At 68.4% G+C, this 26,008-nt stretch carries 27 protein-coding genes; 13 read left to right on the plus strand and 14 right to left on the minus strand.

Features of this window, described 5'->3' with window-relative positions; translation table 11 throughout:
* Positions 1–76 precede the first annotated feature (76 nt).
* The 3 genes from U5798_RS13695 (at position 77) to U5798_RS13705 (ending at position 2,438) form a co-directional block, all read left to right on the plus strand.
* Positions 77–823: a glucose 1-dehydrogenase gene (locus tag U5798_RS13695; protein WP_322082342.1), complete on the plus strand. Its 747-nt coding sequence runs from the start codon at positions 77–79 to the stop codon at positions 821–823.
* A 153-nt stretch (positions 824–976) separates the two neighbouring features.
* A complete protein-coding gene (locus tag U5798_RS13700) occupies positions 977–1,831 on the plus strand; it encodes a DJ-1/PfpI family protein (protein ID WP_322082343.1) in 855 nt (284 codons plus the stop codon).
* A 124-nt stretch (positions 1,832–1,955) separates the two neighbouring features.
* Positions 1,956–2,438: a YybH family protein gene (locus U5798_RS13705; protein WP_124451186.1), complete on the plus strand. Its 483-nt coding sequence runs from the start codon at positions 1,956–1,958 to the stop codon at positions 2,436–2,438.
* A 74-nt stretch (positions 2,439–2,512) separates the two neighbouring features.
* Here U5798_RS13705 and U5798_RS13710 read toward each other — a convergent pair whose 3' ends face one another.
* From U5798_RS13710 to U5798_RS13720, 3 genes are all read right to left on the minus strand, one after another.
* Positions 2,513–3,460 (minus strand): GlxA family transcriptional regulator, encoded by a 948-nt coding sequence (locus U5798_RS13710; RefSeq protein ID WP_322082344.1) that lies wholly within the window; start codon positions 3,458–3,460, stop codon positions 2,513–2,515.
* A 198-nt stretch (positions 3,461–3,658) separates the two neighbouring features.
* Entirely contained in the window at positions 3,659–4,180 is a 522-nt protein-coding gene (locus U5798_RS13715) for a GNAT family N-acetyltransferase (protein WP_124451182.1), read from the minus strand.
* Positions 4,181–4,253: 73 nt separating this feature from the next.
* The gene (locus U5798_RS13720) at positions 4,254–4,997 is read right to left on the minus strand and encodes an SDR family oxidoreductase (protein WP_322082345.1); all 744 of its coding nucleotides are present in this window, start codon (positions 4,995–4,997) and stop codon (positions 4,254–4,256) included.
* On the opposite strand from U5798_RS13720, the gene U5798_RS13725 reads away from it, so the two are divergent.
* Positions 4,981–5,271 carry a hypothetical protein gene (locus U5798_RS13725; protein WP_322082346.1) on the plus strand — a complete coding sequence of 97 codons (291 nt, stop codon included), beginning with the start codon at positions 4,981–4,983 and terminating at the stop codon, positions 5,269–5,271. The two genes, U5798_RS13720 and U5798_RS13725, sit on opposite strands and share 17 nt — an antisense overlap.
* A 79-nt stretch (positions 5,272–5,350) precedes the next feature.
* Positions 5,351–5,734, plus strand: a complete 384-nt coding sequence (locus U5798_RS13730; protein ID WP_322082347.1) for a hypothetical protein — start codon at positions 5,351–5,353, stop codon at positions 5,732–5,734.
* 106 nt (positions 5,735–5,840) lie between these two features.
* Here U5798_RS13730 and U5798_RS13735 read toward each other — a convergent pair whose 3' ends face one another.
* Genes U5798_RS13735 through U5798_RS13745 form a run of 3 tightly spaced genes read right to left on the minus strand, consistent with a single transcriptional unit; the run spans position 5,841 to position 7,555 of the window.
* Positions 5,841–6,686 carry an MBL fold metallo-hydrolase gene (locus U5798_RS13735; protein WP_322082348.1) on the minus strand — a complete coding sequence of 282 codons (846 nt, stop codon included), beginning with the start codon at positions 6,684–6,686 and terminating at the stop codon, positions 5,841–5,843.
* A gap of 18 nt (positions 6,687–6,704) precedes the next feature.
* Positions 6,705–7,031, minus strand: coding sequence for a hypothetical protein (locus U5798_RS13740; RefSeq protein ID WP_322082349.1), 327 nt, complete (start codon positions 7,029–7,031; stop codon positions 6,705–6,707).
* A complete protein-coding gene (locus U5798_RS13745) occupies positions 7,019–7,555 on the minus strand; it encodes a sugar ABC transporter (protein WP_322082350.1) in 537 nt (178 codons plus the stop codon). Before U5798_RS13745 ends, U5798_RS13740 begins: the two co-directional genes overlap by 13 nt.
* Before the next feature lie 165 nt (positions 7,556–7,720).
* On the opposite strand from U5798_RS13745, the gene U5798_RS13750 reads away from it, so the two are divergent.
* Positions 7,721–8,617 (plus strand): LysR substrate-binding domain-containing protein, encoded by an 897-nt coding sequence (locus U5798_RS13750; protein ID WP_322082351.1) that lies wholly within the window; start codon positions 7,721–7,723, stop codon positions 8,615–8,617.
* A gap of 48 nt (positions 8,618–8,665) precedes the next feature.
* Here the strand turns inward: U5798_RS13750 and U5798_RS13755 are convergent, their stop codons facing one another.
* The gene (locus U5798_RS13755) at positions 8,666–9,997 is read right to left on the minus strand and encodes a PLP-dependent aminotransferase family protein (RefSeq protein ID WP_322082352.1); all 1,332 of its coding nucleotides are present in this window, start codon (positions 9,995–9,997) and stop codon (positions 8,666–8,668) included.
* A gap of 89 nt (positions 9,998–10,086) precedes the next feature.
* On the opposite strand from U5798_RS13755, the gene U5798_RS13760 reads away from it, so the two are divergent.
* On the plus strand, positions 10,087–10,683 hold the full coding sequence (locus tag U5798_RS13760; RefSeq protein ID WP_322082353.1) for a DJ-1/PfpI family protein: 597 nt from the start codon (positions 10,087–10,089) through the stop codon (positions 10,681–10,683).
* A 117-nt stretch (positions 10,684–10,800) separates the two neighbouring features.
* On the opposite strand, the gene U5798_RS13765 is transcribed toward U5798_RS13760, so the two are convergent.
* The gene (locus U5798_RS13765; protein ID WP_322082354.1) at positions 10,801–11,658 is read right to left on the minus strand and encodes a helix-turn-helix transcriptional regulator; all 858 of its coding nucleotides are present in this window, start codon (positions 11,656–11,658) and stop codon (positions 10,801–10,803) included.
* 95 nt (positions 11,659–11,753) lie between these two features.
* On the opposite strand from U5798_RS13765, the gene U5798_RS13770 reads away from it, so the two are divergent.
* Positions 11,754–12,647 carry an SDR family oxidoreductase gene (locus U5798_RS13770; RefSeq protein WP_322082355.1) on the plus strand — a complete coding sequence of 298 codons (894 nt, stop codon included), beginning with the start codon at positions 11,754–11,756 and terminating at the stop codon, positions 12,645–12,647.
* Positions 12,648–12,709: 62 nt separating this feature from the next.
* On the opposite strand, the gene U5798_RS13775 is transcribed toward U5798_RS13770, so the two are convergent.
* Positions 12,710–14,089: an FAD-containing oxidoreductase gene (locus U5798_RS13775; protein ID WP_322082356.1), complete on the minus strand. Its 1,380-nt coding sequence runs from the start codon at positions 14,087–14,089 to the stop codon at positions 12,710–12,712.
* A gap of 172 nt (positions 14,090–14,261) precedes the next feature.
* Positions 14,262–14,840 (minus strand): hypothetical protein, encoded by a 579-nt coding sequence (locus U5798_RS13780; RefSeq protein ID WP_322082357.1) that lies wholly within the window; start codon positions 14,838–14,840, stop codon positions 14,262–14,264.
* 248 nt (positions 14,841–15,088) lie between these two features.
* Here U5798_RS13780 and U5798_RS13785 point away from each other — a divergent pair, with 248 nt between their 5' ends.
* From U5798_RS13785 to U5798_RS13805, 5 genes are all read left to right on the plus strand, one after another.
* The gene (locus tag U5798_RS13785; RefSeq protein ID WP_124451587.1) at positions 15,089–15,727 is read left to right on the plus strand and encodes a LysE family translocator; all 639 of its coding nucleotides are present in this window, start codon (positions 15,089–15,091) and stop codon (positions 15,725–15,727) included.
* Between the two features lie 302 nt (positions 15,728–16,029).
* A complete protein-coding gene (locus U5798_RS13790) occupies positions 16,030–16,794 on the plus strand; it encodes a DUF3348 domain-containing protein (protein WP_322082358.1) in 765 nt (254 codons plus the stop codon).
* 10 nt (positions 16,795–16,804) lie between these two features.
* Positions 16,805–19,852, plus strand: a complete 3,048-nt coding sequence (locus tag U5798_RS13795; RefSeq protein ID WP_322082359.1) for a DUF802 domain-containing protein — start codon at positions 16,805–16,807, stop codon at positions 19,850–19,852.
* A 3-nt stretch (positions 19,853–19,855) separates the two neighbouring features.
* On the plus strand, positions 19,856–20,500 hold the full coding sequence (locus U5798_RS13800; RefSeq protein ID WP_124451154.1) for an OmpA family protein: 645 nt from the start codon (positions 19,856–19,858) through the stop codon (positions 20,498–20,500).
* Positions 20,497–21,114 carry a DUF2894 domain-containing protein gene (locus tag U5798_RS13805; protein ID WP_322082360.1) on the plus strand — a complete coding sequence of 206 codons (618 nt, stop codon included), beginning with the start codon at positions 20,497–20,499 and terminating at the stop codon, positions 21,112–21,114. The genes U5798_RS13800 and U5798_RS13805 overlap by 4 nt, the downstream gene beginning before the upstream one ends.
* 34 nt (positions 21,115–21,148) lie before the next feature.
* Here U5798_RS13805 and U5798_RS13810 read toward each other — a convergent pair whose 3' ends face one another.
* The 4 genes from U5798_RS13810 to U5798_RS13825 form a co-directional block, all read right to left on the minus strand.
* Positions 21,149–21,721: an NADPH-dependent FMN reductase gene (locus U5798_RS13810; RefSeq protein ID WP_322082361.1), complete on the minus strand. Its 573-nt coding sequence runs from the start codon at positions 21,719–21,721 to the stop codon at positions 21,149–21,151.
* Positions 21,722–21,777: 56 nt separating this feature from the next.
* Positions 21,778–22,446 (minus strand): histone acetyltransferase, encoded by a 669-nt coding sequence (locus tag U5798_RS13815; RefSeq protein WP_322082362.1) that lies wholly within the window; start codon positions 22,444–22,446, stop codon positions 21,778–21,780.
* Positions 22,447–23,021: 575 nt separating this feature from the next.
* Positions 23,022–24,305 (minus strand): isoprenylcysteine carboxylmethyltransferase family protein, encoded by a 1,284-nt coding sequence (locus U5798_RS13820; RefSeq protein ID WP_322082363.1) that lies wholly within the window; start codon positions 24,303–24,305, stop codon positions 23,022–23,024.
* A gap of 127 nt (positions 24,306–24,432) precedes the next feature.
* Positions 24,433–26,008 (minus strand): collagen-like triple helix repeat-containing protein (locus U5798_RS13825; RefSeq protein ID WP_322082364.1); only part of this gene is annotated, 1,576 nt, incomplete at its 5' end.

The following is a 26,008-nucleotide window of genomic DNA, read 5'->3' on the forward strand; positions in this document are numbered from 1 at the left end:
GCCGTGAACAGCGCGCAAACGCGAGGGCGTTTCGAGCTTTCGGCCTGATCCGTCACGACATGAAAAGGAACGGAAGATGAGGCTCAGGAACAAATCAGCGTTGATCACGGGCGGCACCAGCGGCATCGGTCTCGCGACCGCGAAGTTGTTCGTCGCGGAGGGCGCCCGCGTAGCAGTGACCGGCCGCGACGAGGCCGTATTCGAGCGCGTGAAGGCCGAACTCGGCGAGAACGCGATCGTACTCAAGGGCGACGTCCGTTCGCTCGCCGACATGCGGGCGATTGCCGCCGAGGTCAAGGAGCGGTTCGGCGGCCTGGATATCGTGTTCGCCAACGCCGGCTGGGCATATCCGTCCGCGGTCGACGACATCGACGATGCGCTCTACGACGAGATCATGGACATCAACGTCAAGGGTGTGGTGTTCACGCTCCAGGCAGTGCTGCCGGACTTGCGGGAAGGTTCGTCCGTCATCCTCAATACCTCGTTCGTCGCACAGACCGGCAAGCACGGCATCTCGTTGACCGCAGCGGCGAAGGCCGCCGTGCGATCGCTGGCCCGCAGCTGGTCCCACGAGTTTCTCGACCGGAAAATCCGCTTCAACGCGATCGCCCCCGGTGCGATCGATACGCCGCTGCTCTCCAGATGGGGCATGCCGGACGAATGGGTTCGCGACCGCAAGGCCGAGTTCGCCGAATCGATTCCGGTCGGCCGCATGGGCAAGGCCGAGGACATCGCCAACGCGGCCCTCTATCTCGCCAGCGACGAATCCTCCTACGTCGTCGGCACCGAACTGGTCGTCGATGGCGGCGCGTCGCAGCTATAAGCCGGCAGCGCGCGATTCCGGAGCCCGACACGTCATCGCGGCTCATCCACACCCTGATCTCACGTCCGCCGCGGCTTTCGTCGTGGCGGTTGTTCAATCCGGCCCTGCCTGGTTGCGCTCGCAGAGAGGGCCGCAATGCAAGGAGAAATCATCTTGACCGACAGTAGCGATAACGATGCTTCCATCAAGCAACTTTCGCGGGCCGGACGTTCGCGCCGCGATGTACTCAAGCTGGGCAGCGTCGCCACGCTCGGCGCCGTGCTGGGCGGCGGCGCCTTGCTCGGGCACGCCACGCCTGCGCTCACACAGGCGGGCAGCGACGGCATGCTTGCACCGAGCGACCCGCTCGATATCCTGATCGTCAATTACGACGGGGGGACGCTGCTCGACTTCGCGGGCCCGAGCGAGATTTTCCATCGGCTGCCGAATACGAACGTTCGCTACGCGAGCCTCAACGGCGGCAACGTCAAGCTCGAATTCGGCGTCGTGTATGGCAATACCGAACGGCTGGCCGATATCGAGAAGACGGACGTGATTCTCGTTCCCGGCGGATCCGATCTCAGCGTGCCGATGCAACCGGCGTATCAGGCGCAGATCCGGCGCCTGGCACAAAGCGCGAAACACGTCACGTCGGTGTGCAACGGATCGCTCGTGCTTGCCGCGACAGGCGTGCTGAACGGCAAGCGCAGTGCCTGTCATTGGGCCTTCGTCAACAAGCTGTCCGAATACGGCGCGATTCCCGTTCCCGAGCGCTTCGTCGAGGACGACAACGGCCGCTTCATGAGCGGCGGCGGCGTGACGGCGGGCATCGACTTCGCCCTTCGCGTGGCCGCGAAGCTGCGCGGCCAACAGGCCGCCGAGTTCACGCAACTGGTGATCGAATACGATCCCGCGCCGCCGTTCCACTCCGGTCATCCGAGGGACGCACGGCCGGAACTGATCGCGATGGTCGACAAGAAGCTGCCCGGTGCATCCAGGGGGCTCGCACGAATCCCCGGCGTTCGCTGAACGTCTGCAGCCAATGAGTGCGAGGCCATCCGCCGGCCTCGATGAACGTCGCAGGAAACGCTGCCTGCGCCACCAGCCCGTTCGGGCAACCGCTTCAATTCAAGCCAAAACCGGAAATTACCCGATGCAACAGATTCGTTTTTGTACGGCTGCGCTTGCAGCGTGCGTATCCTTTTTCGCCTTCACGGCGCCGGCTGTCGCCGGTGGTTCGCAACGTCCGCCCGAAGCGGCCATCAAGGCCGAAAACGCGCGATGGGCCGATGCCTTCGCGCGAGGCGACTATGAGGCGATCGGCCGTCTCTATACCGACGACGGCGCACTCCTGCCGCTCGGCGGCGACAAAGTCACGGGGCGCCGCGCGATCGTGGAGTACTTTTCCAGCGGATATGCCGGATCGAAACCCGGCACCGTCTCGTTCAGCAACTACGAGTTTTACGGTAACGATCGCGTCGTGACGGAGGTGTCGGATGCGGAGGTCCGCGACCATGAGGGCAAGCTCAAGATCCGCGCGAAGCAGATTCTCGTCTTTCTGAAGCAGGGCGGCACCTGGAAGCTGCATCGCGACATGTGGAACGATTACGCGCCGGTCAAGACCGACGGCCATTGAGCGCCAGGCGACATGGCGCGTCACGTACCGACGCGCCGTTAGCCTGCCAGGCGTGCTGATCGGCCGGCAGTCGATCAGCGCGCTGCGTTCGATCGGCTCTCGCGTCGAATCGCTTGCGGCGGGTGGCCGTGCAACTTGATGAAGGCCCGCCGCATCCGTTCCGGATCGGTGAATCCCACCGCCAGCGCAATCTGTTCGATCGGTTCGCTGCCGCCTTGCAGGCGCAGCCTCGCGGCTTCGACGCGCAAGCGCTCGACCGCCCTGGCGGGTGTTTCCCCGGTTTCCCGGCGAAAGGCGCGTCCGAACTGCCGCAAACTCAAGCGCGCGGCATCCGCGAGTCGTTCGACCGGCAACGCTTCCGCCAGATGTTCCCGTGCGAAATTCAGCGCGATGCGGATGCGATCCGATTCCGGTTCCATCTGCGACATCGCGGAGAATTGGGACTGCCCGCCTGGTCGACGATACGGAACGACCAGCAGCCTCGAGACGGCGCGCGCAATCTCCGCGCTCATGTCCCTTTCGATGAGGCCGAGTGCCAGGTCGATCCCGGAGGCGATGCCTGCCGACGTCCAGACGCGGCCGTCCACGACATAGATGCTGTCGCCGTCGACCTTGATGCGAGGAAAGAGCGACTGCATCAGCGCAGCGTATCGCCAGTGCGTCGCTGCTCTCAAGCCGTCCAGCGAGCCGGTTTCCGCGAGCAGGAACGCGCCGGTACATACGCTGGCGACGCGCGCGGTCCGGGCGACCAGTTTTTTGGCGGCGGCGACATTTTCCGCGGTCTGCATCGGCTCGATTTCACCGCCGATGAAAACGATGGTGTCGAACGAACGCCTTCCGGCCGGCTTCGTCTCGATCGAAACGCCCGTATTGCCCGCGATCGGGCCGCCGGATTGCGAGATGACGTGAAGGTCGTATGGCGTATGGCCGGCCGCCGTGGCCACCTGATTGAAGGCCGACAGTGGGCCGCCGAGATCGAGCGCATCGTAGCCACGGCAAACGAAGAATCCGATTCGATGCATGACAGGGCAGATACCGAAAAATCAGGAAGGCGTATTTTACCGAGAACCCTCGAATCGTGTCATTCGGCCGGAAACGAGGGAGAAACGTCGTTGACATCTCCGTCGATGGTTCGCGAGGCCGACAGGACGCGACGAGTCGTCAACGCGAAGCGCCCCGTCGTTTGCCGACGGGGCGCGGTTGTCATGCAATGGCGAAAGTCAGCGGCGGTAGATATATTCAAGGTCGGTCGATTCGCCGACCTTGAAGTCGTACGTGCCGACCTGCCTGAAACCTGCCTTCTCGTAGAACGCGATGGCCTTCGCGTTGCCGGACCACACGCCCAGCCATACCGGGCCGGGGCGTGCCTCGGCGAGATAATCCAGCGCGGCGTCGAACAACGCACGACCGGCGCCGGTTCCCTGCGTACCGCGTCGCAGATAGATCTGATGGACTTCGCCCGAACCGTCCGTCACTTCCGGGTGCGGGAGCTTGCACGGCCCTGCGTGCGCATAGCCGACCAGCGTGCCGTCATCGCTTTCGGCGACCCACGTGCGGCACTGCGGGTCGACGAGCTGTCCTGCGACCGTTTCAACCGAGTAGCTGCGGGCCTCGTAAGCAGCGAGATCGCCCGGCGGGTAGTCGATGTCGAAGCCGTCCTGCAGAAAGGTTTCGCGAAACGTATCGCGCTTCAAGTCGGCAAGCGGGGCTGCATCGGCCAGGGTCGCAACGCGGATCAACATCGGAGGTGTCTCGCTTCGGTAGTCGGGCGGACAGTTTATCGCGAGCGACATCCGGCCGGCGCGTCGTCAACTGCTAACCGGCGATCGTCGCGGTCGGACGCACGACGATCTCGTTCACGTCGACATCGGCCGGCTGCGCGATCGCATACGCGATGGCTGCCGCGATCGCTTCCGGCTCGAGCGCAATGCTGCGGTACTTCGCCATCAGGTCGGCGGCGGTCGGATCCGTGATCGTGTCGGCCAGCTCGGACGTCACCACGCCGGGGCAGATGCTCGTGACGCGCAGCTTGTCGTTCTCCTGCCGCAAGCCGTCGGAAATCGCACGCACTGCGTATTTCGTCGCGCAATAGACGGCGGCCGTCGGCGATACGCGCAACCCGCCGATCGACGACACGTTGACGATCTGGCCGAACCCCTGGCGATTCATCACCGGCAGCGCGGCCGCGATACCGTACAGCACGCCCTTGATGTTGACGTCGATCATCCGGTCCCATTCGTCGACTTTCAGCGACGCCATCGGCGACAGCGGCATGACGCCCGCATTGTTGACGATGACGTCGATCTGGCCATACTCGGCAAGCGCGGCTTCGACGAACGCGACGTTGTCGTCGCGCTTCGTGACGTCGAGCGCACGCCACGCGGCGGTGCCGCCCTTGGCGCGAATGTTGCCGGCAAGGTCCGCAAGGCGCCCGGTGCGACGTGCACCGAGCATCAGGCGCGCACCGCGCTCGCCCAGATAGCGGGCCGTGGCTTCGCCGATCCCGCTGCTCGCGCCGGTGATCAGGATTACTTTCCGTTCGATGTTTTGGCTGGACATGTCCGTTCCTCGGTTCAGGGAGAAGAGTCGACAGGATCGCGCGGAAAGCAGCGCCGCCGTTATCCTGCGAGTCCGCATTTCTTGCACGATTCTCCGAAGATGCAGCGACGGCGATACGCGCCGCCTGATGCTGGCCGAAGGGCCGGGCGCGGCGGAGGCGGGGTTCCGCGTCGGGTATGAAAGCCCGTCCCGGTCCGGCCGCGAATACGCGCGCCTGTTCGACACGCCGCCGAAGCGCGACACGGCAACGCGAAAGGCGCTGGCGAGCGGCTGACCGGCGCGGCAACAATGCGGATGGTTGACCGCCGGCGGACATGCTAGGATTTCCGTCAAACAACTTCGGAGACGCTGCGATGCCGTTCATCTGCGAAAACGTTGAATGTCGTGCCGTGCTGGCACGCGGGCAGGTCAAGACCCGCCAGGAGGACGCCGGGTGGTGTTTCTACTGCCCGGACTGCAAGGCCAGGAACGAGTTGATGGACATCGGCACGGTGGTTGGCCACGTCGAGCTGGTCCAACCGGAGCGGGCGAGCCCGCCGCACAAGGTCGTCGCGACGGCCCGGCCGCTGGACGACGGCAAATATGCGGCGCAGTTGCGCGTTCAGCGCGCGCTCGCGGTGAAGGGAACCTTCGCAGCCGAAGAGCACTGGGATGAACTCGGCATATTCGGCGATGCGCAGGAAGCCGTCGCGCATGCGCGGTCTTTCGCATCGGATCTGTTGCAGCGAGCGGCGTAATATCCGGCGGCACACCGGACGGCGCGCCACCGCGCCACGCGCGGATCGATGCGGGCGTCATGACCGCGGGTCCGCGCGCCGGATGCGACTGTCTCCATTCGCGATCTCACGCATCGGTCTCGTAAAGCAGGCCGTATTCCCCTTTCGTTCGCGCGACGCGGGCGAAACCGGGTTCTCCTAAATGCATGCCGGCGATCATCAACCCTTCCGAGCTGACGCGGTCCAGCAACCGTGATCGCGTGGTCGCGGCCTGGGTCGAGTCCTGGTCGAATGCAATCGATACGTCGGGCCGCTTGATCTGGATGTGCGGGAAATGCACGATATCGCCCCACACGAGCAGGCCCTGATCGCCGGATTCGACGACGTATCCGGTGTGCCCGTCCGTATGTCCCGGTAGCGGCATCGCGCGGATGCCGGGCAACACGTCGCCGTCATCAAACATGCGCAGCCTGTCGCGATAGCCGTCGAATACCTGGCGCGCGATCAGGAAGTTGCCGCGGGCGCGCTCGCTGGCACGGCTCAGATTGGCGTCGTCCTGCCAGAAACCGACCTCCCGCCGGTGGACGACCAGTTCCGCCTGCGGAAACGTCACGTGCCCGGCGGCATTCACCAGCCCGCCGACATGGTCGGGATGCGCGTGCGTGAGCAGGATCGTGTCGATCGCCGTCGGTTCGATGCCCGCCAGCAACAGATTCGCGATCAGGCGGCCGCCCCATTGCCTGATGCCGCCGGCCCCGGCGTCGATGAGGATCGTGCGGCCTGCGCCGCGCACCACGTAGCAGTTGATATGGATGGCGGACGGTTCCTGCTGCCCGGCTGCGTGCTGCATGCGGGAGGCCTCGGACGCGTCGATGTTCGACAGGAAATCGAGGCTGGCGCTCAGGTAGCCGTCGCTGATCGCCGTGATCGTGAAATCGCCGACTTGCTGAAAGGGGAAAGTAACGGTGGACACAAGGCTTCTCCAGGCACGCTAGTTTCGCGCGTGAATGTTCGGTGCGGCATGGCCAAAGCAACGGATCCGCGCGGTCAGGCCCGTGCGGTGCACGATCGCGCGATCGAGCGCTTCCATGAAGCGGTTCATGATTTCGGGCGATCGAAACGCGTCGGCGCGATACTGGATTTCCGCGAACACGGGATGCCCGTATCCGTGCCGAACCTCCATGAAGATCACGTGAACGTTCTCGAGGTCTGCGCGGAGGACATCGGTGCACAGCGCGACGCAGTCGCCGGACAGCGCGGCAAGGTCGTCGGCGGACGGCATGCGTCCCGCCTGAATATGGAAAGTCACGTTCGGCATGGCTGGCCTGCCCGGGTCAGTTGCACGGTGATCGGTGCGTAAAGGTAAAGGCCGGCCGCCGCGTGCCCGGCCAGCGGGGCGTCGTCGCGGGGGAGGACGGCAAGCCAGCGGCGCGCCGGACGCTGCTCCAGCGCGACGGCCTGCATGGCGAGCGGTGTCAGGCCCATGCGGATCAGCGGCTCGGGGCCGCGCTCGCACAGCACGAGCAGTTCGTCCGCAGCGACCGCCGGCGCGATGCCGATATCGCTGTAGAGATTGCGGTGCCAGTCGGTGATGTGCTGCTGCCATCGCGCAAAATTACCGCCGCCTTTCTGGCGATATTCGTCTCCGGCCAGCACGTCGAGCCCGTCGATCGTATGGACGGCCAGGTAGGCGGGGCAACCGTCGCCGATCGCCTTGAAGCGCTGCGACGTGTGAAAACCCGTCACCGAGATGAGGGCCGGCAGCTTTTCAAGGCTGTAGAAGTCGTTCCATTCGGCTTCGCTGGCGCGATCGGCGAAGCTGCATTCCACGGTGTAGATCATCGGATCGTCCTTCGTAACGGAGTGGCGTCGTGCGGCGAATGCAAGGTATTCAGTGCAGTGACGTAATGCTAATCTGATGTTTCCCGTGTAAATAACGACAAAAAGTCAGCCTTCAGTGATGTTTGCTCAAGCTGACGCCCAATTCCCCCGACCGACGAGATCCCCATGCGACGCAAGATTCCCAGCAATTCCGCGCTCCAGGCCTTCGAGGCGGCGGCCCGACACGGGAGCTTCGCCCGCGCGGCCGACGAGCTGGCGCGGACCGAAGGCGCGGTCAGCCGCCAGATCGGCCGGCTGGAGGCGTTCCTGGGCGTGACGTTGTTCGAGCGCGTGGGAAATCGCGTCAGGCTGGCGCCGAACGGCACGCGCTACGCGGTGCAGGTGCGCGAGATCCTGGACCGGCTGGAACGGGACAGCCTGTATCTGATGGGGCAGCCCGTCGAGGGCGCGAGCATCGAGGTCGCTGCGATTCCGACCTTCGCCACGCGCTGGCTGATTCCACGGCTGAAGCGGTTTCAGGATCGGCACCCGAATATCACCGTGCATGTCGCCGAGCGAATGGACCCGTTCCTGCTCGCGGGCAGCGGTTTCGACGCGGCCATTCATTTCGAGCACCCGGCATGGGCCGGCATGCATCTGCATCGTCTGCTGGAGGAAGTGCTGGTGCCCGTATGCAGTCCGGCGCTGCTGAAGGAGGCGGGGGCGAACGCGTCGCTGGATGCGCTGCCGCGCCTTCACCGGCGGCAGAATCCGGATGCGTGGCAGACCTATGCGGAAGCATCGGGCATCGCGCTGACCAATTCGGCGGTCGGCCCCCGGTACGATCTCCATTCGATGCTGATCGAGGCGGCACTGGCCGGCTTGGGCGTGGCATTGGTGCCGCGTCTTTACATCGGCGCAGAGCTCGAGCAAGGCCGCCTGGTCGCGCCCTGGCCGGACGGGAAGGCGGTCACCAAGAACTTTTGCGTCGTGCTGCCGGAGCCGCTCGAATTGAGCGCGGGGCCGGTGCGGGCTTTCGCGCAATGGATGCTGGACGAGGCCGGCACCCAGTCATCGCGCTGAAGCATCGGCCGAAGCTCACCGCGATGACTGCGTGCCGGCGCGTGTCGGTCAGTACGTGTGTTCGGCAATCACGCGCACGACCGTCGCCAGCGACCGCTCGAGCGTGGCCGGATCGACGGAACCGATCGCCAGTCGAATCGCATGAGGCACGTGGGCGGAAGTCGAGAACGGCAGGGCGGTCGTCACGGAAATGCGCTCGCGCATCAACGCCATCGCAATCGTATCGGCACGGACGTCCTGTTCGAGTGGAATCCAGATGAAGTACGACGCCGGGTGCGCGATGCGTTTGATCCGGCCCAGTGCGCTGGCGGCCACGCGCTGACGGTCCGCCGCGTCGCGCCGCTTCCCGGCTTCGAGCCTGGCTGCGGTGCCGTCTTCCATCCAGCCGCATGCAATGGCCGTCATGGTCGCCGGCGTGTTCCACGTCGTCGCGCGGATGGCCCGTTCGAGCTTCGGTACCCATTCGGGCGGTGCGTGGAGGAAGCCGACGCGCAGTCCGGTCGCGACGCTCTTCGACAGGCTCGATACATACACCGTCGTCTCCGGCGCGAGCGCCGCCAGCGGCGGCGGCGCGGCGTCGTCCAGGAATGCGTAGGCGGCGTCCTCGATCAGGATCAGGCCGTGTTGCCGCGCGAGGGCGACGAGGGCTTTGCGCCGCGTGGCGCTCATCACCCAGCCGAGCGGGTTGTGCAGCGTCGGCATCGTGTAGACGGCGCGTACCTTGCGCCGCTTGCACAGTGCGGCCAGCGCGTCCAGGTCGGGGCCGCGCCCGGCGGCCGGGATCGGCGCGAGTTCAAGCCGGGCGGTTTCGGCGGCCAGCTTGAACCCCGGATAGGTCAGCGCGTCGACGGCCACGACGTCGCCGGGCTCGAACAGCGCCATGGCCGTGGTCGTCAGCCCGTGCTGCGCGCCGCTCACGAACAGCGTGGTGTCGGCGCTGGCGTTCAGGCCTCGGCCGGCGAGGTGTCGCGCGGCCGTCGCGCGCTCGTGCTCGCGCCCGCCGTGCGGCTGGTATCGCAGCAGCGCTTCCAGGTCGCCGGCCGTCGCAAGCTGACGCAGCGCGGTTCTGAACAGGTCGGTCTGATCGGGCGACGTCGGGGAGTTGAAGCTCAGGTCCACGGTCTCCGCGCTCCACGCGTACAGGTCGACGCGCTGGTCGCGGGACAGCGGCTCCTTCACGAACGTGCCGCGCCCCGTTTCACCGCTGACGAGCCCCATTGCCTGCAGCTCCGCATACACGCGCGTGGCCGTCACGAGTGCCAGACCTTCGCGGGCGGCGAGATCGCGGTGCGTCGGCAGGCGCGTGCCCGGACGCAGGCGGCCCGAGCGGATGTCGGCCGCGAATCGATCGACCAGCTGCTTGTAGCGCGGCTCCGGCATCGCGAAATGTATCCATGACAATAATTTGATTGTCTTGATTGTCGGTCCTACCATGGCGCAACACAACCTCTCCACCGTACGAGGACGCCATGCACATCGCCATCCTGACTTTCGAGGGCTTCAACGAACTCGACTCGCTGATCGCGTTCGGCCTGCTGAACCGGGTCAAGACGCCCGGCTGGCGCGTATCGATCGCGAGCCCGGTGGCGCGGCCGCGTTCGATGAACGGCCTGGTGCTGGATGCGCACGCGTCGTTGCAGGAGGCCTGCGACGCCGACGCGGTGCTGGTCGGCAGCGGCAAACTGACACGGGATGTCGTGCGCGATGCCGCGCTGATGGCGCAGTTGAAGCTCGATCCGGCGCGCCAGCTGCTGGGTGCGCAATGTTCGGGCACGCTGATACTCGCGAAGCTGGGCCTGCTGAACGACGTGCGGGCCTGCACCGACCTGACCACCCGGCCGTGGGTCGAGGAGGCGGGCGTGGCCGTGCTCGATCAGCCGTTCGTGGCGCGGGGGAATGTCGCAACGGCGGGCGGATGTCTGGCGTCGCACTATCTGGCGGCCTGGGTCATCGCGCGCCTGGAGGGTGTCGAGGCCGCACGCAGCGCGGTTCACTACGTCGCGCCGGTGGGGGAGAAGGAGGCTTACGTGACGCGTGCGATCGGGAACATTGCGCCGTTCCTGTGATCGCTTGTCGAACGGCATCCGGGGCGATTCGCGCAGGGACGTCGCGTGTCGATGCGCAATGTCCCTTCGTGGGGCCGATGAGGCTCACGGGGGCGGGCGGCACGGCCCGCCGCGTGCTCATGCATCCCGTGTCTGCAGTGCGGCGGCCTGTTCGCGGGCCGCGACGAGCGCCCGGATGCGGGCGCGGTCGGCCGGCGTCGCCGGCGTGAAGATCACGAGGCTCAGGTCGGGGCGGCCGGTCACCGCGAAGGCCGAATATTCGAGTGCGATCCGGCCGGCCTGCGGATGGCGGATTTCCTTCGTGCCTTCGTCATGCGAACGAATATCGTGGTCGCGCCACATCGCGTCGAATTCGGCGCTCGTCGCGCGCATCTCGTCGACGAACGCCTGTACGGCCTGCGTCGCGCCGCTGCGTGCGACGTCCGCGCGAAACGCGCCCACCGCGAAGCGCGCGACGCGTTCCCAGTTCGGCTGCGCGTAGCGCACGGCCGCGTCGACGAAGATCAGTCGCAGGATGTTGCGCGCGGCCGGCGGCAGCGTCGCATAGTCGGTCAGCGTCGCGGCCGCCGCATCGTTCCAGGCGACGACGTCCCACGTCGCGGAGCGCACGATCGCGGGGCTCGCGTCGAGCGAATCGAGCACGTGCTGCAGGCGCGGCGTCACGCTGGCCGGTGCGTGATAGCGCGCGCCGGGCGGATGGCCGACGCCGATCAGGAACAGGTGCTCGCGTTCGGCGTCGTTCAGCATCAGCGCGCGGGCGAGCCGGTCGAGCACGTCGGCCGACGGCGCGCCGCCGCGCCCCTGTTCGAGCCACGTGTACCACGCCGCGCTCACATGCGCGCGCTGCGCGACTTCCTCGCGCCGCAGGCCCGGCGTGCGGCGGCGCGTGGCCGGCAGCCCGAGCGCGGCCGGATCGAGTTTCTCGCGGCGGTCCCGCAGGTACGCGCCGAGCTGGTTGTCGGGGGCGTCAGCCATATCCTGTTAGTTCGTTTACCGGTAAACCGTCACGACTTCACCGCGTGCGGCGCTCGACAGATAGTAAGCCTCCATTCCATCCGGAGGTGCTGAACATGCGTGTCTTTGTTACTGGAGCGTCGGGATTCGTCGGCTCGGCCGTCGTCGCCGAACTCGTGGCCGCCGGGCACTCGGTGCTCGGCCTTGCGCGGTCCGATGCGGCCGCCGCATCGGTGGCGGCCGCGGGCGCCGACGTGCATCGCGGGTCGCTGGAGGATCTCGACAGCCTGACGCGCGGTGCCGAACGCGCCGACGCGGTGATCCACACGGGATTCAATCACGACTTCTCGCGCTTCGCGCAAAACTGCGAACTCGATCGCCGCGCGATCGAGACGATCGGCACGGCGCTCGCGGGCTCGGCGCGGCCGCTGGTCGTCACGTCGGGGCTCGCGCTCGTCGCGCCCGGCCGCGCGGCGACCGAGGACGATCCGCACGTGCCGGTGTCGTCGACCTATCCGCGTGCGTCCGAAGCGACCGCGGTCGCGCTGGAGGCGCGCGGCGTGCATGCGTCGGTCGTGCGCCTGCCGCCGTCCGTGCACGGCGACGGCGATCACGCCTTCGTGCCGCGGCTGATTGCATTCGCACGGGAGAAGGGCGCGTCGGCCTTTATCGGCGACGGCGACAACCGTTGGCCGGCCGTGCACCGGCTCGATGCGGCGCGCGTGTACCGGCTCGCGATCGAACGCGGTGCGGCCGGTGCGCGCTATCACGCGGTCGACGATACCGGTGTGCCGTTTCGCGAGATCGCGGAAGTGATCGGCCGGCGGCTGAACGTGCCGGTCGTCGCGAAGTCGCCGGCGGAGGCCGGTGAGCACTTCGGCTGGTTCGCGATGTTTGCCGGCATGGATGCGCCGGCCACCAGCGAACGCACGCGGGCGTTGCTCGACTGGACGCCGACGCAGCCGCGGCTGCTGGCCGATATCGACCGGCCTCAGTATTTCGAAAGCTGAGCGGCCGTCGTTGCACACGGCCCGCCCCCGCGCGGCGGCGACGCATGGCCGCCCGCCGCGCGTCATTCGACCGGATGCAGGTCCTGCAGCAGCGTCGGCACGAGTTCCGACACGGTCGGGTGGATATGCATCGCGCGGCTGATCGTCGTGTACGGCGCGCCGGCGGCCATCACGTCGAGCATCCCGTGCACGACCTCGTCGCCGGTCACGCCGAGGATCGACGCGCCGAGGATCGCATGGCTGTCCGCGTCGACGATCACTTTCATGAAGCCCTGGCTCTCGCCTTTCTCGACCGCACGGCCGACGCGCGTCATCGGGCGCGTGCCGAGCAGCAGCCGGCGGCCCGTCTGCTTCGCTTCCGCGAGCGTCATGCCGACGCGGCCGAGCGGCGGATCGATATACATCGCATAGGCCGTGATGCGGTCGGACACCTTGCGCGGATCGTCGTCGAGCAGGTTGGCCGCGACGATCTCGAAGTCGTTGTACGCGGTGTGCGTGAACGCGCCGCGCCCGTTGCAGTCGCCGAGCGCCCAGATGCCCGGCACGTTCGTGCGCAACTGCTCGTCGACGGTGATGTAGCCGCGCGCGTCGGTGTCGACGCCCGCGCGGTCGAGCCCCAGATCGTCGGTATTCGGCACACGCCCGACCGCGAGCAGCAAGTGCGAGCCCGCGACCTCGCGGCCGCCGCCCGGGCAATCGAGGCCGACCACGATGCCGTTGCCGTCGCGCCGCGCGCTCAGGCAGTTCGCGTCGAGCTGCACGTCGATACCTTCGTTCTCGAGAATCTCGCGCACGGCCTGCGACACGTCTTCGTCCTCGCGGCGGATCAGCCGCGAGCCCTTCTCGACGATCGTGACCTTCGATCCGAAGCGGCGATACATCTGGCCGAATTCGAGCCCGACATAGCTGCCGCCGACGATCACCAGATGCTCGGGCAGGAAGTCGACGTCCATCATCGTCGAATTGGTCAGGTACGGCACCGAATCGAGGCCCGGCATCGCGGGCACCTGCGCGCGGCCGCCGACGTTGACGAAGATGCGTCCGGCTTCGAGCAGCTCGTCGCCCACGCGCACGGCGTCGGCGCGCTCGAATCGGGCGTGACCCTGAAACACCGTGGTGTTCGCGAGGCCGCGCACCCATTGCTCGACGCCGTGGTTCGAACGGCCGGAAATCTGGTCCTTGCGCGCCTTCACGGCTTTCATGTCGACGGTGACGGGGCCGCCGACCGACACGCCGTATTCGCCGGCGCGCCGCGCGAGCTGCGCGGCGTACGCGCTCGCGACCAGCGTCTTGGTGGGGATGCAGCCGGTGTTCACGCAGGTGCCGCCGAAGCGGCCGCGTTCGATGATCGCGACTTTCATGCCGGCGGCCGACAGCCGCGCGGCGAGCGGCGGCCCGGCCTGGCCGGTGCCGATGACGATCGCGTCGAAGTGTTGCGTCATGACGTCCTCCTTTGCAGGGGCAACGAGGAAAGGGGCAGGCGCAAGCCTCGTGCCGGCCGGCGGTCGCCGAGCGGCGACGAGCGACTATGGTAGACCCGTTGGCGCGGTGTCGCGAGCGCTGGGCGGGCGATGGCCGTCGCATTGAAACGCCGGCGCGTGCCGGGCGCGGCGGCTAGTCCTTGCGCTTCCACTGCCCGAACGTCACCGGCCGGTGCGCGTCGGCGCGCGTGACGGTGACGTGGTCGGGCTGGTCGTCGAGCGGGAACGATTCGGTGACGATCTGGTTCGAGAACAGCCAGCCGTGCGTGCGTGGGTCGTAGCGGAACGTGATGTAGTCGGTCCAGTGCTGCCCGCAAGCGACGAAGTTCTGCACGGTGAAATAGCGGCCCTTCACCGAGAAGCCGTTGTCGGCGGCATCCTCGGGATCGAACGGATCGCACTGGCCGCCTTCGTTCGCGCGCAGCACGACCTGGTCGTTGCGTGCGGCGAGCCGGTAGGTGCGGTCGGCTTGCTCCTCGTAGATCAGCAGCGGGCGCGGCGACGGCTGTTCGCGCGTATCGACCGCGCGATGCACGACGACGAGAAAGCTGTGGCGCCCGTTGTCGAGATCCGGCCCGGCTTGCGCGAGCAGCGGCTGGTAGCCGGGCGGCAGTTGCGCGGCGATCGACTTCGGCAGGTCGGCGGCGCGGGCGGCGGCAGGCAGTGCCGCGAGCAGCGGGAGCAGCAGGGTAGCGAGGCGGAGAACGCGCATGGCGGGAGGTCCGGTCGAAAGGAGGAAAGGGTTACATGTCGCGCCCGAGAAATTCGGTGCCCGGCAGCGGATTGAACGCGACGGCCGGCGCGGATCTCGATCATGGCGGTGAGGACGGGAAAGAGGGCCAGCATAGCAGCGTGCGGCCGCTTTCGGCCACGCGCGAAGCGTGCCAGAATCAGCGCTTCAACCGTCGGAAACGACACGCCGGCGCCGGCGAATCGGCGTCGCTGACCAAGGGGACTTCGATGACTGCATCGGCTGCCGTACTCGCCATCCTGGCTGCGCTGTTTCTCGGCGCGATGATTCCGGGCCCGAGCTTCGTGCTGGTGGCGCGCAATTCGATCGGGCTGTCGCGCCGCGACGGGCTCGCCACCGCGCTCGGCATGGGCATCGGCGGCATCGTGTTCGGCGGCGTCGCGCTAGCCGGGCTCTACACGCTGCTGCAGGCCGTCGAATGGCTTTACGTGGGCCTCAAGGTCGCGGGCGGCGCGTACCTGATCTACATAGCGTCGAAGATCTGGCGCGGCGCCGACCGGCCGATCGCGATGGACGACCCGCAGGCGATGGCCGGCGGCAGCGCGCGCAAGTCGTTCCTGACGGGCCTTACGACCCAGCTCAGCAACCCGAAGACGGCGATCTGGTACGGCAGCATCTTCGCGGCGCTGCTCCCGCAGCATCCGCCGCTGTGGTGCTACCTCGTGCTGCCGCCGCTCGTGTTCACCGTCGAATTCGGCTGGTACACGGTCGTCGCGCTGTGCTTCTCGACGCGCCGGCCGCGCGAGCTCTACCTGCGTGCGAAGAAGTGGGTCGACCGCATCGCGGCCGGCGCGATCACGCTGCTCGGGCTGCGGCTGATCCTGAACGCGCCGAAAGCGGGGATCTGACCTTTCAGCCCCGATCCGCATCTCGCGGCGGCCAGCCATTCCCCAGGCTGACCGCCGGCGCGAACCGGCCGGGCCGCCTGCGCTTGCATCGGCGTTTCGCAAACGCGTGCCGTTCCTCATGACGCGGCCGTTCACCGGGCCGCCGCCGACGCTCCTCCCGACTACCCGCCACCGCCCGCCGAGCCTTGCGCGACGGGCGTTCGCGTGGGTCGCACGACGCGCCGGCCGGCGCCGCCTCCCCGATTCTGGCGGCCGACCTCCCGGCGACGTGTAAACTGCTGCCTTTTTTGACGGTTTGCAGCATGGTGCAAGCACCTCCGCGCCCGGCGCTGAGCGGTCCGACGCTCGTCCGGCTGCTCGCGCGCCTGGCCGATGCCGACGTCGCGGAATCCCGGCAGACGCTGTCCGACCGGCTGAGCCAGTGGCTCGGCTGGACCGACGCGATCACGTTGTCGTCCGCGCTGAGCGCGAGCCCGCCGGGCGTCGCGGCCGGCGTGCGCGGCTACGATGCGGAACGCGACTGCGCGCGCGTGCGCCACGACCTCGCGCAGGCGATCACGGCCACCAACCGGCCGCGCGCGCGGCGCCGGCCCGGCGAACTGCTGCCGCCGGCCGCCGATACGGCCGATTTCGCGGACTTCCGCCAGCGTTACCTGACGCTGCAACAGGATATGGAGACGGCGATCGGCCAGTTGCGCGGCCGCCTGCGGGTCGCGCTCGCCGCGCGCTCGTCCGGGATGGCGCGGCTCGCGACGCTCGACACGATCATGGAGCGCGTGCTCGGCGCGCGCGAGCGCAGCCTGCTGTCGGCCGTGCCCGCGCTGCTCGGCACGCGTTTCGGGCGGTTGCGCGACGCGGAACGGCAGGCGCTGGCCGATGCCGAATCCGCTGCTGCCAACGATCCCGCCGATGACCGCGCGGCGGCCGACACCCCGGCCGTCGCGGCGATCGTGCCCGGCACATGGCTCGATACGTTTCGCGACGAGATGCAAAGCATCCTGCTCGCCGAACTCGAAGTCCGGTTTCAAACGGTAGACGGGCTGCTCGCGGCCCTTCGCACCTGCTAATCAACACGCTATGTCCAGAATTCGCCTTGATCTCGTTGTCTTCGTCGCCGGTCTGCTCGCAGTGGGCTGGATCGGTGTCGGCTATGTCGCGTCGAACCCGCTGGCGTCGGCTGTCACGCTGCTGATCGGCGCGTGCTACGTCGCCGGCGCCTGGGAGCTGCTGCGCTACCGCCAGGCGACCGCCACGCTGTCGCGCGCGGTGGCCGGCCTGACCGAACCGCCCGCGAAGCTCGACACGTGGCTCGACACGCTGCACCCGGGCCTGCGCGGCGCCGTGCGCGCACGGGTCGAAGGCGCGCGCGTCGCGCTGCCGGGCCCGGCGCTCACGCCGTACCTCGTCGGCCTGCTCGTGCTGCTCGGCATGCTCGGCACGCTGCTCGGAATGGTCGTCACGCTGAAGGGCACGGGCGCCGCGCTCGAAAGCGCGACCGATCTCGACGCGATCCGCGCATCGCTGATCGCGCCGGTGAAGGGCCTCGGGTTCGCGTTCGGCACGTCGATTGCCGGCGTCGCGACGTCCGCGATGCTCGGGTTGCTGTCCGCGCTCGTGCGCCGCGAGCGGATCGATGCGGCCCAGCAGCTCGACGCGAAGATCGCGACGACGCTGCGCGTGCATTCGTCCGCGCACCAGCGCGACGAATCGTTCCGGCTGCTGCAGCGCCAGGCCGACGTGATGCCGGCGCTGGTCGACCGGCTGCAGACGATGATGACGACGCTCGAGGCGCGCAGCGTCGCGTTGCACGATCGCCAGCTCGAAAGCCAGCAGGCGTTTTTCGACCGGACCGAGCGCGCGTATGCGGGCCTCGCGTCGAACGTCGGCGACGCGCTGAAGGAAAGTGCCGCCGAAAGCGCGCGCGTGGCCGGTGCCGCGCTGCAGCCGGTCGTCGCCGCGACGATGACGGGGCTCGCGCAGGAGATGGCCGCGCTGCGCGACACCGTGACGGGCGCCGTGCAGCGTCAGCTCGACGGGCTGACGGAAGGCTTCGAGAAGACCACCGGCAACGTGACGGCCGTCTGGAACCGCGCGATCGACGAACAACGTCAGGCGGGCGACGCCGTCGCTCAGCAGCTGCGAACGACGCTCGGCCAGTTCACCGATACCTTCGCGCAGTGTTCGACCGATCTGCTCGACGGCGTCGCGACGCGCCTCGAATCGACCGAAGGCCGCTTGTCGGATGCGTGGCGCGATGCGCTGTCGCGGCAGGAACAGGTCGGCGAGACGCTCGCGAGCCAGCACGCACGTGCGCTGGGCGAAGCCGCCGCGACGTTCGAACGACATTCGGGCGCGACGCTCGCCGCGATGCGCGAGTCGCACGCGGGGCTGCAGACCGAACTGGCCGCGCGCGACGAACAGCGTCTCGCGGCGTGGAACGACTCGTTGTCCGCAATGGCCGCGAAGCTCAGCGACGAATGGCAGCGTGCGGGTGAGCACAGTGCGGGTCGTCAGCAGGCAATCTGCGACGCGCTCGCGCAAACGACGCGCGATCTCGCCGCACAGGCTTCGACGTTCGAACAACGCTCGAATGATTTGCTGTCGACGATTCGCGACTCGCATACGGGCCTGCAATCGCAATTGGCGGCGCGCGACGAAGCACGCTTGTCGGCCTGGAACGATTCGCTGGCTGCAATGGCCGCGAAGCTCGGTGACGAATGGCAACGCGCAGGCGTGCACAGCGCCGGCCGTCAGCAGGAAATCTGCGACGCACTCGCCCAAACGACGCGCGACCTCACTGCACAGGCTTCGACGTTCGAACAACGTTCGAACGAACTGCTGTCGACGATTCGCGATTCGCATACGGGCCTGCAATCGCAACTCGCCGCACGCGACGAAGCACGCCTGTCGGCCTGGAACGATTCGCTGGCTGCAATGGCGGCGAAGCTCGGCGACGAATGGCAACGCGCAGGCGTGCACAGCGCCGGCCGTCAGCAGGAAATCTGCGACGCACTCGCACAAACGACGCGCGATTTGACCGCACAGGCTGCGACGTTCGAACAACATTCGAACGAGCTGCTGTCGACGATTCGCGACTCGCATACGGGCCTGCAATCGCAACTTGCCGCACGCGACGAAGCACGCCTGTCGGCCTGGAACGATTCACTGGCCGCGATGGCCGCGAAGCTCGGTGACGAATGGCAGCGCGCAGGCGTGCACAGCGCGGGCCGTCAGCAGGAAATCTGCGATGCCCTCGCACAAACGACGCGCGATCTCACCGCACAGGCTGCGGCGTTCGAACAACGTTCGAACGACCTGCTGACGACGATTCGCGATTCGCACACGGGCCTGCAATCGCAACTCGCCGCACGCGACGAAGCGCGCCTGTCGGCCTGGAACGATTCGCTCACTGCGATGGCGGCCGCGCTGCGCGACGAATGGGCGCAGACGAGCGCGCAAGCCGCGACGCGCCAGCAGGACATCTGCGACACGCTGACCCGCACCGCGAACGACATCACGGCGCAGGCGCAGGTGCACGCAAGCGACACGATCAACGAAATCGCGCGCCTCGTGCAGGCCGCGTCGGAGGCGCCGAAGGCCGCGGCCGACGTCGTCGCCGAACTGCGCCAGCGCCTGTCCGACAGCATGGTGCGCGACACCGCGACGCTCGAGGAGCGCAGCCGCCTGCTCGCGACGCTCGAAACGCTGCTCGGCGCGGTCAATCACGCGTCGACCGAACAGCGTGCCGCGATCGACGCGCTCGTCAGCACGTCGGCCGACCTGCTCGACCGCGTCGGCGCGCGCTTCAACGACACCGTCGATGCCGAAACGCGCAAGCTCGACTCGGTGGCCGCGCAGGTCACGGCCGGCGCCGTCGAGGTGGCGAGCCTCGGCGATGCGTTCGGGGCGGCCGTGCAGGTATTCGGCGAATCGAACGACAAGCTGCTGACCCATCTGCAGCGCATCGAGGCCGCGCTCGAGAAATCGCTCGCGCGCAGCGACGAGCAGCTCGAGTACTACGTCGCGCAGGCGCGCGAGGTGATCGACCTGAGCGTGATGTCGCAGAAGCAGATCGTCGAAGACATGCAGCAGCTCGCCGGCCGGCGCGCGCCCGTCGGAGCGTAACGCATGCACGACGAAATCGACGGCGGCGCGCAATCGGCGCCGGTATGGCCCGCGTTCGCCGACCTGATGTCGGTGTTGCTCGGTGCGTTCGTGCTGGTCCTCGTCGGCGTGATCGGCATGCAGCTGCAGCTCACGTCGAAGCTCGAGGAAGCCGTGCGGGCGCGCCAGCTCGAGGCGCAGCAGCGCAAGTCGCTCGAACAGGCGCTCGCGGGGCCGCTCGCGGCCGGCCGCGTGACGCTCGTGAACGGGCGCATCGGCATCAGCGGCAACGTGCTGTTCGCATTGAACTCCGACCAGTTGCAGCCCGCGGGCCGCGACCTGCTGAAGACGCTGGCCGTGCCGCTCGCCACGTACCTGAAGACGCGCGACGAGATCCTGATGGTCAGCGGCTTCGCCGACGACCAGCAGGTGCATGCCGGCAACCGCCTGTTCGCGGACAACTGGGAACTGTCGGCCAAGCGCGCGTTGACGGTCACGCGCGCGTTGATCGACGCAGGCGTGCCGGCGTCGTCGGTGTTCGCGGCCGCGTTCGGCTCCGAGCAGCCGGTCAGCTCGAATGCGGACGATGAAGGCCGCGCGAAGAACCGCCGGGTGGAGATCGCGCCGGTGCCGCGCAAGTCGGCATCGAACGGAGGGAAGGCGAAGTGACGGACGACGCGACGCGCGCGCGCGCGACGCTCGACGCGTGGCGCGAGCAGGGTGCCGACCGACTCGAACCCGTGCGCTTTCACCGGATCGACGCGCTCGAACGACGCGCGGCCGCGCTCGACGGCGCCGCGCGTGCGTTGCTCGACGCGCGGCTGGCGACGCTGATCGAAGGCTACGCGGCAGTCGTCGCGCGGGCGGAGGACGCGCGCGCCACGGATGATGGGGCACCGGTTGCGCCGCGGCGCGGCGCGCTCTCGGCGCTCGTCGACCGGCTCGCGCGCGACGCGCAGGCCGACCGGCGCGGGCTCGATCCCGAACTGGTCGACTACTTCCGCACGCTGTGGTCGAAGGTCCGTACGGAACAGCAGTACCGCCAGTCGCTCGACCAGGTGCCGCGCAACGCGGGGCCGCTCAATTCGAACAGCCTGGTGCACCGCTCGCTCGCGACGATGCGCGAGCTGTCGCCGGAATATCTGCAGCAGTTCCTGTCGTACGTCGATGCGCTCGCGTGGCTCGAGGATCTCGCCGGCGGCGGCGCGCAGCCCGAGAAGGAAGCGCCGCGCGCGAAGTCGACCAAACCGGCGAGAAAGACGACGCGCGCCAAGGCGCGATAACGCCGCGCCGCACGCGCTCGCGTGTGCGGGTTGCCTACCGGCCCGATGCCGGCTCGTCGATCGCCGCGCGCAGCGCGTGCAACGCATCGACCAGCGCCGACGCGAACGGCGGATGCGCGGCGATGCCCGCCGCGTCGAGCTGGCTCCCGAGAATCGGCAGCGCGATCGATGCGGACTCGATGATGCATGCCGACATCACCGACAACGTTTCCCGCAGCGCCGCGTCCGCATGGGTCGCCCGCGGCGACGCATTCAGTACCGCGACCGGTTTGTACACGACGGCCTCGCATCCCACGACCCAGTCCAGCGCATTCTTCATCACGCCCGTCACGCCGTGCGCGTATTCCGGGCTCGCGATCAGCACGCCGTCGGCTGCGTTCAGGCGGTCGATCAGGTCGCGCACGGCGGCGGGCGACGGCGTTTCGGTATCGGGATTGAACAACGGGAATTCGCCGAGGCGATCGAAGCGCGTGACATGCATGCCGCGTGGCGCAACGAGCGCGGCCGCGTCGAGCAGCGCGGCGTTGTACGACTGCGCGCGGAGGCTGCCGCACAGCGCGACGATGTCGATGCGGCGCTCGGTGTCGGTTCGGGGATCGGTGGTCATCGATGGGTGTGTCGGTTGGCGCGCAGTGCGTAGCCGCGTCGCGCGGTCCGGACGGATTATCGCATCGGCGTCCGGGCGGTGCGGCGTGCGCTGCCGACGCTTGCACCGTGCGGTGCCGCGTTGAAAATCGCCGCGGGATCACGTCGCACCGGTTCCGCGTCGCTCATCCCGGCCGCCCGCGCGAATTCCGTCATCGTCCATCCATGGCCGAGCAACAGCCGCCGTGTATGCAGTGCGCCATGCACGTCCTCGGCAACGGTATCGCCGAGATAGCGCAGCGCGCGGCCCTCGACATCGACGAAGCCGTGCCGGTATTCGTGCGCGAGCGCCGTCCACAGCTGCGCGGCGCCGACCGACTGGCGCGCGCCGCTGATCAGGCACAGGCCCGCGTCGAGCCCCCAGCGGTACAGCGTCGTCGCGAGGCCCTTGCGTTGCGCCGAGCCGCGCAGCCGCGTATGCGGCGCGCGCAGGTAGCGATCGGCGCGGCGGGGGATTTCGGGCAGGCGGTTGAACACCGTGTAGCCGGCGAGCTGGCGCGCGGCCGGATCCTCGACGTACAGGAAGTATTCGCCGTCCGCTTCGCGGTGGCGGACGACCAGGCCCGAGCGGCCGAGCGCGACGGCCGGCAGGCCGTGCAGGCGATGGCCTGGCTGGTGGAGGCGCTCATGAAGTGTGTCGAGTTCGTCGTCGATGTCGTGTTGGGAATGCTGTACGTCGATACGCATGGCAAAGGCCGCCCGTCCCGGGCGGTTCGGGAAAGAGGTTCATCGCAATAGGGAACAGAAAATGGCTGCGGCCCCCGGGCTCGGCGAAGCGAGCCGGGGCCGCGAATCAGCTGGGGATGTGCTGGAAACTGGCGGCGATCGCGGCGAGGCCCGCGATGCAGAGTGCGAACAGGATCAGGACTTTGTGGATCACGCCTCTTTCCTCTTGAATGCGCGGCGCCAGCGGGCGGCATCGCGGAGACGGTGAGCGGCGGGCACGGCCCGCACGGCCGTCGCGCGGGACGACGGTCGGAGTCCGGGCGACGGATCGTGCGCGGACGGCCAGCACCATACGCGACGCTTCGCGGGCGGGCAATCGGATCGGCGGAGAAAAACGACGAAAAGCGGGGAATCGCGTCGTTTCGCGACAATTGGCCGCAAGGGGCCGTGCGTCGACGTGTTCGGCGATGCGGGCTGACACGCGCCGTCACGCGGTGGAAGGCGTACGCGGCGCGCTCGGCGTCAGCGCGAGGCCGCTACCCGTGCGACGACCGGAACGGCGTGCACCGCCCCGGCGCTGGCCGCAACCGCAGACGTCACGCCGCCTGCCGCCCCCCGAACGCCTGCCGGATCCGCGCGAACAGCCCGTGCTGCGCGATCCATTCGGCATATGCGCGATAGTCCGGATCGCGCATCAGGTGACGCTCTTCCGTCTTCGCGCGCGTGTAGTAGATCAGGTTGACCGCGACGAGCCCGGCGCAGTGCATGAGCCCGACCTGCCAGCCGAGCGGTTCGACGAACGGCACCGACACCATCCAGTACGACAGGTTCTTCGTGATGTACGCCGGATGCTTGGTGAAGCGGTACGGGCCCGACGTGATGATCCCGCGGTTGGTGAGGTTCGAAAACCGCAGCCCGAACGAGATCGTGCACAGCGCGTAGGTCAGCAGCAGCAGGATGATCACCGCGCCCCAGATCACGCGCAGCGTCGGCGCCGACAGCAGCCAGTTGTCCCAGAACACCGAGCCTTCGTAGCGGATGTAGTTGTTCGAGATCAGCGACCAGAACGGCTGGTAGCAGATCAGCGCGGCCACCCAGCCGAGCGTCGTCGGCTCGACGGTGCGCACGTGGCTGTCGAGGATGCGGAACGTGCACAGGTAGCCGACGGTGCCGAACATCAGGTCCATCGTGAACGACAGGTCGTACATGAACACGAAGGTCGCGATCGTCGTCGGCGCGTGCATCGCGTTCGCGAGCGATGCGCTCAGGTGATCGGCGTCCTTCGACAGGTAGACGGTCATCAGCGGCAGGAAGAACGCCTTCACGCCCCAGCCGGCGAGCATCTCGCGCACCGGCTTCCAGCTCGCGGGCCGCTCGCGGCGGAACAGGAAGCGGCCCCACAGCAGGTACGCGTCGTCGGTTTCGCGCTGGTGGCGGTCCATCCACGCGAAGTAGAACGGCGCGGCGACGATCACGTACGGCGCGAGCGAGCGCAGCAGCGACCAGAACGGCAGGTAGAACGCGCCGTGGTATTCGGGCAGCAGCCAGTAGAGGATGCCGATGCCCGCGTAGATCGACGTCAGCGCGCCGAGCCGCGTCGCGACGCGCGCGATGCCGAGCGGCCGGACGGCCTGCCGCGACAGCCCCGCGCTCGGGCGCAGGTAGACGCGCGAGATGAAGAGTTCGTGCAGCGCGATCGTGCCGATGATCGCGAGGCTGGCGATGACCGCACGCGTGGCGGCGTCGAGCGTCGGCTGGTCGCGCGTGATCCACAGCGCGAAGAGTCCGGCGGCGATGCCGAGCAGGCCGGCACGCAAGGGCGTGGCGGAACGCGGTGGGCGGTCCTGGGCAGCGACGACGCTGTCGAGCGTGGAGTTCATGATCGGATCCTCGTACGGATGAGGGCCGGCGCCCCCGCTTGGCGGGTGACGCCGGCCGTCGGCCGGGCTTTGTATGGATGCGCGCCCGGCCATTGGCCTGTCGTTCTGATACGTGATGCGTTGACGCTTACTTCTTGGGGGCGGCGCCCAGCAGACCGCCGAGCAGGTTGGTCACCGGCGACAGCAGGTTGCCGGCACTGCCCGCGGCGCCACCGTTCGAGCTGCCGGTCAGGCCGGCTGCCACGGTGCCGCTGCCGGCCGGCGTCGTTGCCGTGCCGGCCGCGCCGCCGGGGCTGACCGTGCCGGTGGCACCGGCCGAGCCGGCCGGCGTCGTCAGCGCACCCGTCAGCGTGCCGACCGGGCCGCTCGACAGCAGGCCGCCGAGGGTGCCCGACACGTTGCCGCCCGGCGTCGTGACCGTGCCCGTGAGGCTGGCGCCGAGCGGGGTCAGCGAGTTGACGAGGTTCGTGACCGGCGCCAGCAGGCCGCCGATGCCTGCGCCACCGGTACCGCTGGTGCCGCCGGTGCCGCTCGTGCCGCCCGAACCGAGGCCGCCGAGCGCGCCCGTCACCGTCCCGAGCAGGCCGGTGATCGGTGCGAGCGGGCCGCCGCTGCTGGTGCCGCTCGTGCCGCTGGTACCGCCCGAACCGCTCGAGCTGCCGCCGCCGAGCCCGCCCGTCAGCGTGCCGAGCAGGCCGGTGACCGGCGCGAGCGGGTTGCTGCCGCTGCTGGAGCTGCCGCTGGACAGCAGGCCGCCGGCCGATCCTACCGTGTTACCGAGCTGGGACACGCTGTTGCCGACGCTCGTGCCGACCGGGTTGCCGGTTGCGCTGCCGACCTGCGAGCCGGCGAGGCCGAGGCCGCTGCCGAGCGTGCCGAGCAGGCCGCTGAGCGGGGCGCCGAGCAAGGTCGTGTTGCCGAGCGTCTGGGTGACGCCAGGCGTCGTGACGCCGCCGGTCAGCGTGTTCGTGATGGGGTTGATCACGCTGCCGAGCTGCGTCTCGAGTTGCTGCACCGGCGCGCTGTTGAGCGCCGTGTTCAGCGCCGATGCGGTCGAATTGACCGCGGTGCCGACCGTGTTGACGAGACTGCCGACCAGGGTCGTCGCGGGCGCGAGCGGCGACAGCGGACCGGTGCCGAGGCTCGTCACCGCATTGCCGAGACTGTTGACCGCGCCGCCGGCGCCGGTCAGCAGGCCCGTGGTCGACGTGATCGTCGGGCCGAGCGGGTTCGGCGACACGCCGATCGAGCCGAGGCCGGCCGCGACGCCGTTGCCGAGCGCCTGCACGCCATTGCCGAGGCTCGTGACGGCGTTGCCGACGCTGGTGGCCGTCGCCGGGTTCGTGCCGGGGATCTGCACGCCGCCGATCTGAGCGCCGCCGTTCGCGACCGTCGTGCCGAGCGCCGTCACGAGGTTGCCGGAATTCTGGAGGACATTGCCGAGGGGGGTGACGCCGGCGCCGGAAGTGCCGGAGGTGCCGGAGGTGCCGGAAGTGCCCGACGTGCCGGAAGTGCCCGAGGTACCGGAGGTGCCCGAAGTACCGGAGGTGCCCGAAGTACCGGAGGTACCCGACGTACCGGAGGTGCCCGACGTACCGGAGGTACCCGACGTACCGGAGGTGCCCGACGTACCGGAGGTGCCCGAGGTACCGGAGGTGCCCGAGGTACCGGAAGTACCCGACGTACCGGAAGTACCCGACGTA

This window comes from Burkholderia sp. BCC1972 (assembly GCF_905339605.1).
GTDB lineage: Bacteria > Pseudomonadota > Gammaproteobacteria > Burkholderiales > Burkholderiaceae > Burkholderia.